The organism is Bhargavaea sp. CC-171006 (genome assembly GCF_009761675.1).
Taxonomy (GTDB): domain Bacteria; phylum Bacillota; class Bacilli; order Bacillales_A; family Planococcaceae; genus Bhargavaea; species Bhargavaea changchunensis.
In genome coordinates, this window is the sequence record NZ_QUZH01000015.1 from 20,727 (window position 1) to 36,264 (window position 15,538).

16 protein-coding genes are annotated in these 15,538 nt (G+C 53.3%); 4 read left to right on the top strand and 12 right to left on the bottom strand.

The window, feature by feature from the left end:
• Positions 1 to 63 precede the first annotated feature (63 nt).
• Positions 64 to 894, bottom strand: coding sequence for a non-homologous end joining protein Ku (ku, locus tag DZC51_RS06945; RefSeq protein WP_157294658.1), 831 nt, complete (start codon positions 892 to 894; stop codon positions 64 to 66).
• A 160-nt stretch (positions 895 to 1,054) separates the two neighbouring features.
• Here ku and DZC51_RS06950 point away from each other — a divergent pair, with 160 nt between their 5' ends.
• From DZC51_RS06950 to DZC51_RS06960, 3 genes are all read left to right on the top strand, one after another.
• Positions 1,055 to 2,905, top strand: coding sequence for a DNA ligase D (locus DZC51_RS06950; RefSeq protein WP_157294659.1), 1,851 nt, complete (start codon positions 1,055 to 1,057; stop codon positions 2,903 to 2,905).
• A gap of 623 nt (positions 2,906 to 3,528) precedes the next feature.
• Positions 3,529 to 4,698, top strand: coding sequence for a ParM/StbA family protein (locus DZC51_RS06955; protein WP_157294660.1), 1,170 nt, complete (start codon positions 3,529 to 3,531; stop codon positions 4,696 to 4,698).
• Positions 4,679 to 5,047 (top strand): hypothetical protein, encoded by a 369-nt coding sequence (locus DZC51_RS06960; protein ID WP_157294661.1) that lies wholly within the window; start codon positions 4,679 to 4,681, stop codon positions 5,045 to 5,047. Before DZC51_RS06955 ends, DZC51_RS06960 begins: the two co-directional genes overlap by 20 nt.
• A 39-nt stretch (positions 5,048 to 5,086) precedes the next feature.
• On the opposite strand, the gene DZC51_RS06965 is transcribed toward DZC51_RS06960, so the two are convergent.
• Positions 5,087 to 5,281: a PspC domain-containing protein gene (locus DZC51_RS06965; RefSeq protein WP_157294662.1), complete on the bottom strand. Its 195-nt coding sequence runs from the start codon at positions 5,279 to 5,281 to the stop codon at positions 5,087 to 5,089.
• A gap of 130 nt (positions 5,282 to 5,411) precedes the next feature.
• On the opposite strand from DZC51_RS06965, the gene DZC51_RS06970 reads away from it, so the two are divergent.
• Positions 5,412 to 5,963 carry a GNAT family N-acetyltransferase gene (locus DZC51_RS06970; protein WP_157294663.1) on the top strand — a complete coding sequence of 184 codons (552 nt, stop codon included), beginning with the start codon at positions 5,412 to 5,414 and terminating at the stop codon, positions 5,961 to 5,963.
• 206 nt (positions 5,964 to 6,169) lie between these two features.
• Here DZC51_RS06970 and DZC51_RS06975 read toward each other — a convergent pair whose 3' ends face one another.
• The 10 genes from DZC51_RS06975 to DZC51_RS07020 form a co-directional block, all read right to left on the bottom strand.
• Positions 6,170 to 7,696 carry a tripartite tricarboxylate transporter permease gene (locus tag DZC51_RS06975; protein WP_157294664.1) on the bottom strand — a complete coding sequence of 509 codons (1,527 nt, stop codon included), beginning with the start codon at positions 7,694 to 7,696 and terminating at the stop codon, positions 6,170 to 6,172.
• A gap of 15 nt (positions 7,697 to 7,711) precedes the next feature.
• Positions 7,712 to 8,161, bottom strand: a complete 450-nt coding sequence (locus DZC51_RS06980) for a tripartite tricarboxylate transporter TctB family protein (protein ID WP_157294665.1) — start codon at positions 8,159 to 8,161, stop codon at positions 7,712 to 7,714.
• Positions 8,162 to 8,220: 59 nt separating this feature from the next.
• Entirely contained in the window at positions 8,221 to 9,234 is a 1,014-nt protein-coding gene (locus DZC51_RS06985; RefSeq protein WP_157294666.1) for a tripartite tricarboxylate transporter substrate binding protein, read from the bottom strand.
• A 140-nt stretch (positions 9,235 to 9,374) separates the two neighbouring features.
• Positions 9,375 to 10,064: a response regulator gene (locus DZC51_RS06990; protein WP_157294667.1), complete on the bottom strand. Its 690-nt coding sequence runs from the start codon at positions 10,062 to 10,064 to the stop codon at positions 9,375 to 9,377.
• A gap of 4 nt (positions 10,065 to 10,068) precedes the next feature.
• A complete protein-coding gene (locus DZC51_RS06995) occupies positions 10,069 to 11,679 on the bottom strand; it encodes an ATP-binding protein (RefSeq protein ID WP_157294668.1) in 1,611 nt (536 codons plus the stop codon).
• Between the two features lie 306 nt (positions 11,680 to 11,985).
• The gene (locus DZC51_RS07000; protein WP_157294669.1) at positions 11,986 to 13,176 is read right to left on the bottom strand and encodes a DHH family phosphoesterase; all 1,191 of its coding nucleotides are present in this window, start codon (positions 13,174 to 13,176) and stop codon (positions 11,986 to 11,988) included.
• 98 nt (positions 13,177 to 13,274) lie between these two features.
• Positions 13,275 to 13,814 carry a histidine phosphatase family protein gene (locus DZC51_RS07005; protein WP_157294670.1) on the bottom strand — a complete coding sequence of 180 codons (540 nt, stop codon included), beginning with the start codon at positions 13,812 to 13,814 and terminating at the stop codon, positions 13,275 to 13,277.
• Positions 13,814 to 14,263 carry an aminoglycoside 6'-N-acetyltransferase gene (gene aac(6') / locus DZC51_RS07010; RefSeq protein WP_157294671.1) on the bottom strand — a complete coding sequence of 150 codons (450 nt, stop codon included), beginning with the start codon at positions 14,261 to 14,263 and terminating at the stop codon, positions 13,814 to 13,816. The genes DZC51_RS07005 and aac(6') overlap by 1 nt, the downstream gene beginning before the upstream one ends.
• A gap of 23 nt (positions 14,264 to 14,286) precedes the next feature.
• Positions 14,287 to 15,069, bottom strand: a complete 783-nt coding sequence (locus tag DZC51_RS07015; protein ID WP_255448116.1) for a phosphotransferase — start codon at positions 15,067 to 15,069, stop codon at positions 14,287 to 14,289.
• Between the two features lies 1 nt (position 15,070).
• Positions 15,071 to 15,523 (bottom strand): hypothetical protein, encoded by a 453-nt coding sequence (locus DZC51_RS07020; RefSeq protein WP_157294673.1) that lies wholly within the window; start codon positions 15,521 to 15,523, stop codon positions 15,071 to 15,073.
• Positions 15,524 to 15,538: the final 15 nt, after the last annotated feature.

The window sequence follows — 15,538 nt, forward strand, 5'->3', positions numbered from 1 at the left end:
TTCCCGAAACATATGTGGTACGCAAAAAGAGATTCCGTCCAATTCCCGGAATCTCTTTTCTGATTATGCCTGTTTTTTCTTTGCCGCCGCACGCTTTTTCGGGGCCGGCTTTTTCTTTGTGGTTTTTTCCAGAGATGCCTGAAGCGCGGCCATCAGGTCGGTCGCATTCGTTGCGGCCGGTGCTTCCCGCTCGGCCGCTGTGACGGTCTCCTTGCCCGCCTTTTTCGCCTCGATCAGCTCCATGAGCGCTTCCCGGTACTCGTCCTTATACTTTTCCGGCTCGAACGGTGTCGTCAGCTGCTCGATCAGCATAAGGGCGACGTCCAGCTCTTTTTTCTGTACGTTCTCCGCGTCGGGCACGTTCGGCACATCCTCGACTTTTCTTACCTCGTCCGGATAATGGATCGTCTCCAGCATCAGGGCATTTTTGTAGACACGGACCGCCGCGAGCTGCTCTTTTTGCCGGATGATGATTTTCGCAATCCCGATCTTGTCCGAATCCCCCAGCGCGGCGCGGAGAAGCGCATACGCCTTAGCCCCGCCCTTGTCCGGCGCGAGAAAATACGTCCGTTCAAAGTAGATCGGATCGATTTCCTCCAGCTTCACGAAGTCGACGATCTCCACTGCCTTGTCCTCATTTTCCTTTTTGAGCGCCTTCAGGTCGTCCTCATCAAGCACGACGAACTTGCCCTTCGTGTACTCGTACGCCTTCACGATATCCTCCTGCTTCACTTCCGCGTTGCAAGCCGTGCACACCTTCTTATAGGAGATCGGCGCGTTGCACTCTTTATGCAGCTGCCGGAGCTTGACGTCCCGGTCCTCGGTCGCCGCGTGCAGCTTCACCGGAATATTGACGAGTCCGAAGCTGATGCTGCCTTTCCATACCGTATGCATCCCATCACCTGCTTTTTCCCCTAGCATGTCCTGTTCCCGCCCCGCTATGTATGAAGTTTTCCGGGGAGTGCACACTGGAATGGAGTAGAGCGGGCGTCTGGGAATGGACATGTAATCTTAACTCTCCCGGAAAATCCTGCCGCTATAAAGGAGGCAAACCATGAAACCGATGAAGCTCACACCTGCAGAAACGCTGCCGGAGGGCTCCGGCTGGCTGTATGAAGTTAAATACGACGGTTTCCGTTGCCTTCTGGACTGGCGGAAGGACGGGATCCGCCTGCTTAGCCGGAACGGGAATGACCTGGCGGACCGGTTTCCTGAAATCATCGCAGCAATCTCGGAAGCAAGCGATGCAGCGCGCCCTTACTTGCCCCTCCTTTTAGACGGAGAGCTCGTTTTTCTGTTAAACGACGTTAGAAGTGATTTTTCCGTCGTAGCACGCCGTTCCAGACTCCGCACACAGTCAGCGATCGAGGAACAGAGCCGCATGTTTCCATGCCGATTTGCCGCGTTCGACCTGCTGGAGAAGAGCGGTGCAGACCTTCGGGCAATGACTGTCGAAAAGCGGAAACAAGCGCTTGGCGAGCTGCTTCAGGCACTCGCCTTTCCCTTGGACACAGACTACCTCGACCCGTCTTCGGTGCAGGGAGTGGCTGCCCGAACCGGACCCGAACCGCTCAAAAGCCGTCTGATCGCCGGAAATGGCGAGGGATTGGTTGCAAAGCGGAGCGGTAGCCGCTGGCAGGAAGGCATCCGGTCCACCGACTGGGTAAAGGTGAAAAACTGGCGGGCCGTTCCGGTCGTTCTGACAGGATTCGAAACGGAAAACAGCAACTTTTCAGGACGCATTCTGGACCAAGGAGAATGGCGGGAGGTCGTCACTTTGCGCCATGGTTTTTCCGAAGAAGAATCTAAAACACTCACAGCGCTCTTCAAAGCAAACGGGACAGAAGGACCATCAGGCGTCTTTACGCTGGCACCGGCAGTCGTCGCAGAAGTATTGACGATCGGTGAGTCCGGCGGAAAACTGCGGGAACCCCGCTTTTCCCGTTTTCTTTTGGATGAAGACCCGGAGACCGTCACCGTGCAACGGTACCGGCGTTCGCTTGAGCCGATTCCACCAGGGGTCACTGTGACAAATCCGGATAAGCCGCTATTTCCCGAAGCCGGAATCGACAAGGATGGCTACCTTCTTTACCTGCAGCACGCTTCGCCCCATCTGCTGCCCTGGCTTGAGGACCGCCCGCTCACGGTCATCCGGTATCCGCACGGCACAGAGGACACGGAACGGTTTTATCAAAAGCATGCCCCGGATCCCGTTCCTTCATTTGTCCAAACAGTACCCGGAGAGGAAGGTGAGCTTCTGTTATGCAACAGTTTGGAAACCCTTCTCTGGCTGGGCAACCAGGCTGCACTGGAGCTGCACGTCCCTTTTGGACGGTTGCGGAAGGGAGAAGAATCGACCTATCCGGATGAGATTGTTTTTGATCTGGATCCGCCGGATGCCTCAAAGTTTCAGCTTGCAGTAGACGCTGCTCTCCGCCTTAAAAAAGTGTTTGACGGTTTTGGACTGAAAACATTCGTGAAGACATCCGGCGGTAAAGGGATGCAGCTGTATATCCCGATTCTTCCTGGTACGTATACCTACGAGGAGACAAGGCTCTTCACTTCGTTTGCCGCGGATTATCTGTGCGAGCAGGCACCCGAACGGTTCACGACCGAGAGGATGAAGAAAAATCGGGGTGGGCGGCTGTATGTGGATTATGTACAGCATGCCCGGGGAAAAACGATTATCGCTCCTTATTCTACCCGCGGAGCGGGACATGCACCGGTGGCAACTCCGCTTGAATGGCACGAGCTCACAGAAGATCTTCGGCCGGAAACCTTCACCATCCACACAGTGACAGAACGGCTGCGGACAATAGGCGACCCCTTTCGACTGATGGAAGAATCAAGATCCTCCCAGCCCTTTGGTGACGTGCTGACGAAACTTAAAGAAATGCTGGGATAGATCAATCATCCGCTGTGGACAATTAGAGATGCTTTTTGTTTATACACATATTATCCACACAACCGAAATAGTATTTATGTATATTGCGATTGTATGTATATTATCCACAGAATATCTACCTAACCTGTGGATTTGTTGATTACTATGATTTTTGAAATTCGGGTGAGAAGCAACGATTTAGGACCGTGAAGGAGAGAGATCCGAAGCAGGGTGTGAAGGTGAAGGAGAAGCAGAAAATGAAACCAAGATGAAAATAGCACCAAATGGCTTAATGATGAATGAGAAGTCCGACGGCATTTTCCTGCAGATATTTTCTTTCGCATTTTTTGTCGAAGAGAGGAGTGAAGGAGGCAAAACAATCAATTTTCCTCCTTCCATAATTCCATAATTTACTTTTATTAACTCTCACACATTGTGTTTCTATTATACACACAAAAGAAATACAATATACTCACATTTCCATACATACTATGTGCGCACAATAGAAATATATTATCCTCCTAAAACGCACTTTTCGGCGATTCCTGTAAGATTTTTGTGCGCATATCCTACATATTCTCTATTTCTATCATGAGGAGGGAGCGGTATAATCAATGATAGAAACCTAGAGGGAGTGAATGGGAATGGCAGTACTCAAAGCTGGCGCAGATGCCGGTAACAACGCACTAAAATTATGGGTGAAAGATAATGAACCAATTCTGATTCCTACCGTCTACTCGCTGTATATGGGAGAGACGACAGAACTGATGGATATGGAAGATATTCCGAAGGATGCCCTGCTTGAGAATATTGACGTTACGATCAACTCCAAAGCGCTATCCTTTAACGGCCAGCGCTACGTAATCGGAGAAAAGGTGCTGAATGATACGCTTCCGGGTATCGAGCTTGAAAAGCGGTCGGACAAGTCTTCGGATGAGATCCCGGTTCTTGTGACGCTCGCCGGCCTGGCAATCGATGCCATGCGCCGCGAATACAAGAAAAACAAGATCACGGTCACATACGACCTGTCCGTGGCACTGCCGGTCGGCATGATTACACAGGAAGCGGCAAAAAACAACGCAGCCCGCTATATGGGGACGCACGAAGTCATCTTCCACCATCCGTCCGGACGCAATGTGACTGTGACGATCAAGATCGAATACTGCAAGTGCCTGCCTGAAGGCGCTGCAGCCGCGTGGGGAGTCGTCTTCGATGAAGGCGGCAAGCTGTCCGAGCGCAAAGTGGAAGTCGGCGACAAGATCATGAAGGTCGACTTCAGCGACAAGACACTACTCCACTTCGACATCGGCTCCGGCACGACGGAGATTGTGGTGACGGAAGGCGTCAGATTCAATCCTAAGCTGTCGGAAGGCCTCAATTTCGGCGTTAAATCGGCCATCAGCGAGATCCTGAAGCGCTGGAACCGCAACCACCCGGTCAAGTCGATCGATTCGATGGCGGAGTTCAACGAGATTTACTTCGATCCTGAACACCCGCGCCACAATGAGCTGAAAGCGGAGTCCCAGACCGGTCTCATGCAGCTGGCACAGCGCATCAGCCGTCCGATCATCAACAAGATCGACGACCTGAAGGATGACCCGTACGTCTTCATCTATGGCGGCGGAGCAGCCATCCTGAAAGACTATCTCCAGCAGATCCTGAATGCAAAGGAACGCACGACCAACGTCACGTTCCTCCAAGACCCGATGTTCGTCAACGCGCGCGGCCTCCTCGTCTACACCTGCTCGCCTCGCTATGAGCAGCAGAAAGAAAAGGAATTAGGTGTGGTCGCAAGTGGCGCGGAATCGAAGTAAAACTTATCAGCATGGGGAACGGATCAATATTTACTTGAGCCGCGATCTCACGCCGGAGTTCATCGACTGGATCAATACCCAGTCCGACCTGTCGAACTTCTTCCTGTACGCCGCCCAGCAGCTGTACCGGAAGACGGGCTTCGTCGATGTCGCCGAAGTCATGCCGAGAAAAATCAACTTCGAACTTGCCGGCGCGGAAGACCGTGATCTTTTCATACCGGAGGCCGCCCCGCCGGCGCCCGTACGCGCAGAAATACCAAAAGTGGAACCAGAACCCGAACCGGATCCGCCGAAGGAACCCGCTCCCGCCTGGGGCGCCCTTGACGACTTCGACGACCCGTTCGCATGAGGGCAGAAGAAAACCCGCCGGAATGGCGGGTTTTTTCGTTTATCCAATTTTGTTTCTCAGCAAGAACGGCTCTTCCATTGTCCAATTCAAGAGCAGATAAACCCATATGGAAGCAGAGGCAGTCAGGAGAAAAATCAGTCTGACGACAAATGATGAGATACCCGTGAATTCCGCTATTCCCCCGCACACGCCACAAAGGGCACGGTCATTGGAGGATTTCATGAGCTTATTCATTCCATTCCTCCCCTACACCCCATGAGATGACAGGCCGGGCTCTTTTATGTCCTGTTTTTCATTCAAAGGAAATTTGTCCGGCATTGTCCAATAGTACTTAACAAACATCTCCAAGGAAGGAATTGATCCGATGAATCAGCCTGCCACGAGCCCGACGATCAAAACAGAACGCCTGCTGCTCCGCCGCTTCAACGCAGCCGATGCACCGGAAGTCAGCCGGCTTTGCGATAACTACAACCTGTATAAAAGCACACTGAACCTGCCGCATCCCTACCCGTTGGAGAGCGCGCTGGAGTGGATCGCAACGCACAATGAAAGCTTTACCTCTGGGCGGATGTATGAGTTCGCAATCACGAACAAGGAAAGCGGCAAGCTCTACGGAGCCATCGGACTTTCCCACCAGCAGGCACACCGCCACGGAGAAATCGGCTACTGGATCGGAGAGGAATATTGGGGGCAAGGATATGCCACCGAAGCTGCAAGAGCCGTATTGGACTTCGCTTTTCGTGATAAGGACTTGCATCGGGTCTATGCAAGGTTCTTTGCGTCCAACCCCGCTTCCGGCAAAGTCATGGAAAAGTGCGGGATGACGTACGAAGGCACGCAGAAAGACCATATCTTCAAAGAAGGCCGTTATGAGGATCTCCTGCTTTTCGGGATTCTTAATCCAAACCATCAATAGTTATGCACAAAACCCGCCACATCCGGCGGGTTTCTGTTTGATTCACCTTATCCACTTGTTGATAACTCTTCAATTTTGTTCCTATCCACAGAGTTATTCAGAATTCGACTCAACCTGTGGATGAGGGGTCCCGCCGTAACAGATGACGAAAAAGCAGGAAGGGAAAATTCCCCCTTCCTGCTTTCTATGTTTCATGAGTATCTGGATCACTCTTCTTCGTTTACAATGACCGACTTGCCTCTCATCTTGAGGATTAGTGGGATGAGAAGCCATGCCGCCGCCGCAACCAGGAAGACGAGGGATAACGGCTTCGTGACGAAGATCGAGAAATCGCCATTTGAAATAGTGAGGGCCCTCCTCATGTTGTTCTCGATCATCGGCCCAAGTACAAGGGCCAGAACAAGCGGTGCAACAGGGAAATCGTTTTTCGTCAGCAGATAGCCGAAGATACCGAAAGCAAGCAGCAGATATAAATCAAATGTAGTGTACTGGACCGCGTAGACACCGAAGAACGAGATGGCCACGATAATCGGGAGCAAGTACTTCTTGGGCGTCTGGATTACCTTGGCGAACACGCGGACGAGCGGCATGTTGAGCGCCAGAAGCATCAGGTTGCCGATGAACATACTTGCAATGAGGCCCCAGGCCACTTCCGGGTGCTCATCAAAGAGCAGCGGACCCGGCTGGATGTTGTACATAATCAGCGCACCCATCAGGATGGCAGTGGTCCCGGAACCCGGAATGCCGAGTGTCAGCAAGGGAATCATGGCACCGCCTGAAGCGGCGTTGTTTGCTGACTCCGGTCCTGCCACTCCTGCGATGGCGCCTTTTCCGAATTTCTCCGGAGTCTTGCTGAACTTTTTCTCCGTGATGTAGGAGAAGAACGAAGCGAGCGTAGCGCCCGCACCCGGCAGCACGCCGATGAAAAAGCCCAGAAGCGAGCTGCGCACAATCGGAACCGAACTGTCCTTCATATCCTGCTTGGTCGGCAGGATGCGATGGATTTTGGCGATGGCGCCGTCTGCCCCGTCGCGCTCCAGAATCGTCTTGAAGACCTCACCGAGCGCAAAAAGGCCAACCGCGATGGTCAAAAATTCAAATCCTGAATAAAGGATCGGCATGTCATATGTAAATCGCGCTATGCCGGATACAGCATCGATCCCGACTGTCCCGAGCATCAGGCCGAATACAGTCATCATCAAGGCCTTTGTCATCGACTTGCCTGCCAGCCCGCTGACCGCGGCAAGCCCCAGAAGCATTAGGGAGAAATACTCGGCGGGCCCGAATTTCAGGGCCACGTTGGACAGCGGCTCCGCCAGCAGGACCAGCCCGATCAGGGAAATGATGCCCGCCGCGAACGAACCGATCGCCGCAATCGACAGAGCCGCCCCGGCCCGGCCCTGTTTGGCCATCTGATACCCGTCCAACGTCGTCACAACCGAGGAGGATTCACCCGGCGTGTTCAGCAGGATGGAAGTGGTTGAACCGCCGTACATCGCTCCATAATACACCCCGGCCAGCAAAATGATGGAGCTTGCGGCGGCAGCATCCGTCGGGAGGCCTGAAGTCATGGTCGCCGTCACCGGTATGAGGAGGGCGACGCCGCTCATCGGACCGATTCCCGGCAGGACCCCTACTGCGGTCCCGATGAGGACACCGATAAACGCGAAGAGGAGATTATGCCATTGGAACGCGACGCTGAATCCGTCAGCCAGAAATTGCAATGTATCCATTCCGTTCCCTCCTCCTTAAAGTCCCGGGAATCCCGGCAGCGCGCCGCCGAGCAGTTCCGAGAAGAAATAGTAAACACCGAAAGAAAAAACAGCCGCGATGATCAGGGTCTTTAGCCAGCTTCCCCGTTCCATCGCCTGGAAGGCGACAATCAGGAACAGGAAAGTGGAGGCCACGTAGCCGATTTTTTCAAGTAGAAAGGCATAGGCCACTGCACTGAGGAAGATCACCAGGAACCGCTTGTATTGGACAGGCTCTTTTTTGCCTTCTTCCCCTTTGTATTTGAATGTTTCATAGATCAGCCGCGCACTGAGCAGGATCAGCAGGATGCCGAGCCCTGTCGGGAAAATATCCGGACCCACGCTGGATCCGTAGGCGCTATGAGAAATTTTCCTCGCTTCCATCACGAATACCAGACCAATTACCAAAAAGATAATGCCCGCATAGCGGTCGAATGTTTTGCTCATAATTTTGACACCTCTCTAACATAAAAGGACGGCCGGTTGAGCCGAGCCGCCCCCTACTTTTATTTTTCCATGCCGAGCGCCGTCAGCAATTCAACAATGACCTGCTCTTGCTCTTCCAGGTAGGTTGTGAACTCTTCGGCGTTATGGTATTCGCTTTCCCAGCCGTTCCGTTCGAGTTCAGCTTGCCACTCTTCCGTTTCAGCCATTTCTGCAAGCTTGATGGACCAGTAGTCGAATGCCTCATCGGACATTTCCTTCGGTGCGAAAATTCCGCGCCAGATCGTGAACTCAGCATCAATGCCCTCTTCCTTGAATGTAGGGACGTCCTTCAGCTCCCCGTCAAGTCTCTCTGTCGAGCTGACTGCAAGCACGCGCACATCTCCAGCCTTCACATATTCCGCGATGGTGGAAGCATCAGTCGCGATGACGTCTGCGTTATTGCCGAGCAGGGCGGCTACCGCTTCGCCTCCGCCGTCATAGGAAACGTATTTGACCGATTGCGGATCAATGCCATATTCGAATGCAGGAAGAACACCAACCAGATGGTCCATGGAGCCAGGTGCCGATCCGCCGGCCAGAGTCACTTTCTTAGGATCAGCCTTGATCGCTTCCAGAACGTCTTTCAGCGTCTTGAACTCCGAATCCTCACGGACAACGATCGCCCCGTAATCACGTGTCAGCTGTGCAAGCGGACGTGTGTCTTTATAGCCGTAAGGGCTGTTGCCTTCCGCTTTGTTGTTGTTGATGAGAATCGGTGGAGATTTGACCATCAGCGCGTAGTCGTTTTTCGCTTCTTTCGTTGCGAAATCTGCCATGTAGACTGCGCCGCCCCCTCCAGGCTTGTTCTCCACGGTAATCGCCTTTTCGACCAGGTCTGTGTCATTCATCGTTTTTGCGATTGCCCGGGCGGTCAGATCCCATCCGCCGCCGGCACCCGACGGCGCTACGATTGTAATGTTGCGCTCCGGATAATTGGAACTCTTGTCCGCCTCTGCGTTATCCCCCTCAGAACATGCTGCTAGGCTCAAAGCCAACGATCCTGCCAATAAGACAGCCGATAGTTTTTTCCACATATCGCTTTCATCCCCTTCGATCAATATAAAAAGACAGCGCATGAAAGCGCTGTCTAAAATTTATCAGAACCTTTGACCTATTCAATGTTTATGAGCTTAAAATGTACTTAAAAACCTTTTCGTCTTTTTGTTCGTTTTGTTCACGGCTTTTTCAGGAAGTATCTTCTTTCCGGACGCCCGATCATCCCGTAGATCAGTTCGGCACCCGCCTTTTTTTCCGTCACGAGATATTCCAGATAGCGTCTTGCCGTGGATCTGCTGACGCCGATTTCCCGGCCAATCTTCTCTGCCGTCATCCCCTCTTCGGCAGTGTCCAGAAATCCGGTGATCTTTTCCATCGTGATCGGATCGATGCCTTTTGGAGTTGCCGCTGGTTCTGCAGAGGCTGTATCGGTCTTATTCCACAACAAGCGGATAGATCCTTCCGGCAATTTGCCTTCCCCGGCGAACGCCTCCCGCTTCACTCTGTAGGAAAGCAGGCTTTCCCTGAAACGGTCCAGTGTCAGGGGTTTCAATATGTAATCCGCCACCCCTCCGCGGAACGCCTTTTTGACGATCTCTGCTTCCGCAGCCGCCGTGATGACGATAATATCCGAGTCGCCGCTGTGCTCATGAATATAAGAAATGAGTTCTGTGCCGAGCATATCCGGGAGATAAACATCCAGAAGGACGAGATCCGGCTGCAGAGCTTCAATCCAGTCCTTCGCCTCTGCCCCGGTATTTGCTGACCCCACGACCGTGAAGCCTCCAATCTTGTCGATGAACCGGCGATGGATGTCGGCAATCCGCTGATCATCTTCAATAATCAGAACTTCAATGGTCTCATGCATGAATTTAGCCTCCTTTCGGGATGGAAATGATGAACATGGCACCGCCAAGGTCGCCTGTCTCGTAATAGAGATTGCCTCCGAGTTCGCTGACGTAATTGGCAACTGTCACCAGTCCGTAACCCCGGTCCGCTCCTGATTTGGTGGATATCCGCTCCCTGAAAAGCGTAATTTCCACTTCTTCCGTAATTCCCGGTCCCGAGTCTTCCACTTCTATGAGTATTTCGCTGCCGTTGTCCAAAATGAAGATCCGGACCACCCTGGCGGACTCGGGATTCTTTTCCACGGCCTCGAAAGCATTCGTCACCAGATTTCCGAGGATCGATACGAAAAAGCTTTTCTCGAGATGTTCCGGCAGTTCCCCCATGGCACTGTCTTCGTCGAGAACCAACTGCACCTTCAGCTCCTTGGCCCTATTAAAGAGACCGATGACAATTCCCCCGAGGAAGGGGTCCTGCAGCCGCTCCATAACGAAACTGATCAGCGACTGATGCGCCTCGGTCTCTTCGTGGATAAGACTCAGCGCCTCGTCAAGCGAGTTCAGCTGGATCAGACCGGAGATCGTATAAAGAAAGTTGTGGTACTCATGCGTCTGGGCTCGCAATGCCTCCGTATACTGCTTGACCTGTGACAGTTCCTCCGTCAGACGGTCGATGTCTGACTGCAGGCGGAAGCTGGAGACTGCCCCGACAATCCGGCCGTCCACCCGGATCGGAATCCTGTTAACGACCGCCTTCTTGCCGTGGATTTCCATCGGACGGTCGAGCATCTTTTCTCCTGTTTCCATGACGCGGGGAAGGAGTGTATTGGGCAACACATCCTGTATGGGGCGCCCTGCCAGATCCTCATCCTCCGGCAGGGCCAGGACATCACGGGCGGCCGAGTTGGCCATCGTGATATCGCCCTCCGAATTGACCATGATGATCGCTTCCCGTACGGATTCAATCAGCACACTGCGCTCCGTGAAGTGGCGGGCAATCTCCGCGGGTTCAAGTCCGAACAGTTCTTTCTTGATGCTCCTCGACAATAAGCCCGAGCCGGCAACACCAAGAAGAATGGACGCCAGGACAATATAGGCAATGTTGTCGATGTAGTCGAAAAAGATGGATGACAGATCGGTTTTCAGGAAGCCGACCGAGACGACGCCAATAATGTTGCCCTCTCCGTCCGTGACCGGTGTCTTGCCCCGCAGGGCGGGACCGAGTGAACCGACAGCTTCGGATATGTAGGACTCCCCATTTAAGAGGGCCCGTTCATTGTCATCCCCCACCATCTTCTTGCCGATCCGGTCCGGAACCGGGTGGGCATAACGGATGCCTTCGGTGTTTCCGATGACGACATACTCTGCCCCCGTCTGTTTGCGGACGGTTTCGGCAATCGGCTGCAGCACTTCTGTCGGATCCTCTTCAAAGAACCCTTGCCGGACATCCGGCCTGTCAGCCGTCGTCACGGCGATATTCAGCGCCCGCCTCCCGACCTGCTGCTCAATCCCTTGCGTCATTGTGAAGTAAAAGAGGACGCCGATGAGAATGGCAAGCAATGAGACAAAAAGCGCGCCGTACAGGAACAGCCGCGTCTGGAGTGACTTCGGCCTGATGATTTCTTCTAAGCCCTTCATGTTCCGGGTTGCGGTTCGGCAGAACGGTCATCCCGCTCCGAACAGTCAAAACAGACCAGTCGCCCATTCTCAGAGACTCCATTCAAGAAGCCGTCCAGGCAAAAAATTTCCTTTCCGCACTCCCGGCATCTTCCGACTAATTCCTGCATCCCCATCCCTCCTTTCACCTATTATATCGAAAAACGAGAATGACTTTTTACTCTTCTGAAAACTCTTGTGAGCTACATAAAAAAACTCCCTCCACAGCCGGGATCCTGATGATCGCCAGTTTGCATGGAGGGAGCTTTTCTTCTTATCTTTTCCGCATCAGGAATCCGCTTCAGCTTTTTTGAGACGGTCAAGCAGGAACTTGACGAACTGGTCGTCATTCAGCAGCCAGACGTTTCGTTCGCGCTTCAGGAACTTCTCAGCGTCATGGAACGTTGCAAACGTCTCGTCCTGCGCGCGGCCGTTGCGCTCGATGCCCCAGCGATCGTTTTCAATCGGATGGACAAAGTACAGGTCGCCTTCCGGTGCGCGGTAGATTGTGCCGAACGGCGATTCCTTGAGATTGTAGCGTGTATGTCGCGCGTCTTCGCGCAGCGGCTCTTTCTGGAATGCTGCTTCAACATAGGATGCAAATGCCTCTTTTGACATCGAGGCACCGCTTGCCTTGGCATGTCCGCCGCCTCCGAATGTGCCCGCGACTTCGGATACATCGACATCGTTATGAATGGTACGGAACGATACCTTGCGGCCGCCCATGTTCAGGATCACGATGTAATCGAGATGTGGGTTTTCCTTGCCGAGTTCATTGCCGAGCTCGGAATGGTACGACTCTGCATGCACAACGCCGGCGTAAAGGCCTTCATGCTCGAGCTGCACCATTTCACGCCGCTTTTTCCGGATGTAGCGCGCCATCTTGTCGTCTTCCATATTGAGCAGCTGCTTCTCAAACGGATCAAACTGGAACGGTCCGTCAGATTGCAGCCGCTCCAGCATCTTCGACTCGAACTCGTCAAACGACCCCATGAAGAACAGCGCGTTCAGGCGCCGTGCCTTGTCGTTGCCGTTTTTCTCCCATTCCCACGTGTCGTACTGCCGCACAAGCTCCACAAACTCGTCAGCAGCGCGTGTGGGTTCCAGGAAGCCCTTGCCGATCAGCCAGGCATAGAGCAGTGACGTGGCTGACGTCAGCTTGCCGTCCTCCTGCTCGACCGTGACATTGCCCCACTCGTATTCGTTCAGGTGGAGCGCCGTCTTGTGATGATCGATCAGTGTCACTTTGCCGCCTTTTTTGATGAATTCCTCGATCCGGATCTCGTTTTCCTCATCCACCGACAGGTCGGTGATGATCAGCTCTGTGCCCGTGTTGCCTTGTTCCAGAAACCGCTCCACTTCGCGGTTCAGCATCTGGACAGAATTGTATCTCACGTTCACATCGTCCCCGAACGCCAGCTTCGCCACGATGCCGCAGCCGATGCCGTCCAGGTCGTTGTGGGACAATAATTTATACACCGAATCACCTCAGATAATTGCTTTGAACACTTAACCAAGTATACCCGTTTTTCGGACGGTTTTCTTGTGAAAGTAAAAAGGAGGAAGTCGAAAATTCGTCATTCCTCCTGCCAGGTCCGCTGAATCTTTACTCTGGTCCCGATTGAAACCCGATATACATCGGGATTTGTAAGCCGTCTCCATTGCCTATAGCCAAATTGTTGGTCATATTTGCCGATCAGCAAAGCCATCAGGTTACCGTGGGTGACCAGTGCAGTACAAGATTCCTCAGGAAGCTCATCGACCAGGGATAAGGCTCTCACGGTTGCTTCCTTCCCGGATTCTCCTCCGTCGTATGAAATGTCCGGATCCGTGAAAGAAACCTTCAGCTTCTCCATCCAATCATCCATTGGAGTGGCACTCAGCACCCTTTCCGCAAGCCGTTCATCCGTCGCCAGTGTAAGCCCGCTGCGTTCCAGAAAAGGCTCGATCGACTGCCGGGCGCGCAGGTAATGGCTTGAAATCACCTGATCGATTCCCCGATCCACCAGATGTTCTGCAAGCTGCTCCGCCTGTCCTCGGCCTGCCGGGGTCAGCGCAGCGTCTGGCTGCTGCCCTTCAGCGGCGCAATGCCGGATCACGTAAATCTGTTTTACCATCAGCGCGCTTTTCCAATACGCTTCGTAAAGCAGATAATCCGATTGGCTTCGCTAAACCCGAGGGCGAGATGGACCTGCAAGCTGATTTCATTATCCAGCTCACAATCACTCGCGAACTCGCTGCATCCCTGATCTTGCGCCCATTGTTCCGCACGCGCCACGAGCTCACGGGCAAGTCCATCCTGTCTGTAGACCTCTTTGACAAACAATCCTTCCAGGTAGCCGACCGGGCTGGTCGACGTGCCCTCAACATAGTCATGCCGGAGCTGGACCTGCGAAAAGCCGGCCGGTTCCTCTCCGTCAAACGCGAGAAAAACGGCCGCTTCAGGGTCTCCGATCAGCTCCGAAAACTCCCCTTCCAGCTCTTCCACCGTGTGGTCCGGCCAGAGAAGCAGTGCCAGATTACCAGCAATCCTTGCGTCCCTCTGTGTGGCCTGCCGAATGTTCATGTGCTTCCCCCTGTTCATCCCCATCAATAAAATTCGTATAACCCATCCGCATAATACCGGTACGTTTCCTGTGAAATGCTTTTTCCGTAAACTTCGAAAAAGAGGTCTCGGTCCCCGGGCCAGCTGAAGATTTCCGGCTTGGGCCGGACAGCCAGAGCGATATCATAGTCCGGGTCCCCCGATGTGCCTCCACTCCAGTCAATGATGCCCGTAAGCTTACCGTCTTTCACCATGACATTGTCGACAGTACAATCACCGTGGATCAGGCACTCCCCCTCGATCACAGGCCGTTCCCTCTTTAACTGCTCCAAAAGCTCCGGAGAGCCGTCTGTCTCGTAACGATGCAGGTTGTCCTCCGCCTCTTCAAGCATTCGGTCAATCCAGGGACGACCCCGTTTAAGTGCGTCTGGCACAGGCGTCTGATGAATCAACCTCAGTGCTTCTGCAAACGCATTGATGATCTTACCGCGTCTCCCGGGATCAGCCGTCCGCCTTAACGCACTGCGCACGGTCTCACCTTCGATGAACGACATCAGCGCCCAGTTGCAGGCCGGCTCTTCCAGAAAAGCAATCAGTTGGGGCACCGGCCAACCGGTTCCTGACAAATGCTTTAACACCTCGGCTTCGTTTTTGAGCCACTCATCAAATGGTGACCGCTTCGAACGCTTCAGCACGAACTTCCCTGTATCAGTTGTCAACAGGGCCACTTCAGACGTCCCGCCCTCCGGCAAACTGTCCACATTGTGGATCGTGCCGGATATAGAGTCACTTATCCACTTGGGGATATCTTCACGATGGATTGGCATGTTATGCACCTGTGGATGATGTGGCAACAGCCGGCATGTTCAGTTCCACCGTAACCGCTCCAGAACCGTCACTTGTCACTTGCCAGTTTGCGGACAGCATGTCGTTTAACTGTTCCCGTTCGTGCGAAGTGAGCTGAAGACCCTGAATCCCCGTTTCTGTTAACGTGTAGTCCCGCTCCTCCTCTTTCCCGAACCGCATCCGGAGCAGGTTCTTTAGCCCGTTAAACGTCACGAACCTCACTTCATAGCTGTCTAAGAGAGCCGATCGGAACGCCTCCAGGTCCATTTGCGCAGCCTCCACCAGCTCCCCGTAGTCAAAACGTGGTTCAATCTCTTTTAGCCCTTCAGCGTCTCCCTGTTCAACTAAGGCAAATAGTTCTTCGTTCGAAATCCCCTTGCTGCGGAGCGATTCAACCATATAGGCCTCCATCAGGGATAGTTTTGGTTTGGTCAAATGTGTGTTCCCCCT

Excerpts from the sequence above, each read along its gene's own strand:
- ku (WP_157294658.1), bottom strand. The coding sequence starts at position 894 with ATGCATACGGTATGGAAAGGCAGCATCAGCTTCGGACTCGTCAATATT.
- DZC51_RS06950 (WP_157294659.1), top strand. The coding sequence starts at position 1,055 with ATGAAACCGATGAAGCTCACACCTGCAGAAACGCTGCCGGAGGGCTCC.
- DZC51_RS06955 (WP_157294660.1), top strand. The coding sequence starts at position 3,529 with ATGGCAGTACTCAAAGCTGGCGCAGATGCCGGTAACAACGCACTAAAA.
- DZC51_RS06965 (WP_157294662.1), bottom strand. The coding sequence starts at position 5,281 with ATGAATAAGCTCATGAAATCCTCCAATGACCGTGCCCTTTGTGGCGTG.
- DZC51_RS06970 (WP_157294663.1), top strand. The coding sequence starts at position 5,412 with ATGAATCAGCCTGCCACGAGCCCGACGATCAAAACAGAACGCCTGCTG.
- DZC51_RS06975 (WP_157294664.1), bottom strand. The coding sequence starts at position 7,696 with ATGGATACATTGCAATTTCTGGCTGACGGATTCAGCGTCGCGTTCCAA.
- DZC51_RS06980 (WP_157294665.1), bottom strand. The coding sequence starts at position 8,161 with ATGAGCAAAACATTCGACCGCTATGCGGGCATTATCTTTTTGGTAATT.
- DZC51_RS06985 (WP_157294666.1), bottom strand. The coding sequence starts at position 9,234 with ATGTGGAAAAAACTATCGGCTGTCTTATTGGCAGGATCGTTGGCTTTG.
- DZC51_RS06990 (WP_157294667.1), bottom strand. The coding sequence starts at position 10,064 with ATGCATGAGACCATTGAAGTTCTGATTATTGAAGATGATCAGCGGATT.
- DZC51_RS06995 (WP_157294668.1), bottom strand. The coding sequence starts at position 11,679 with ATGAAGGGCTTAGAAGAAATCATCAGGCCGAAGTCACTCCAGACGCGG.
- DZC51_RS07005 (WP_157294670.1), bottom strand. The coding sequence starts at position 13,814 with ATGGTAAAACAGATTTACGTGATCCGGCATTGCGCCGCTGAAGGGCAG.
- DZC51_RS07015 (WP_255448116.1), bottom strand. The coding sequence starts at position 15,069 with ATGCCAATCCATCGTGAAGATATCCCCAAGTGGATAAGTGACTCTATA.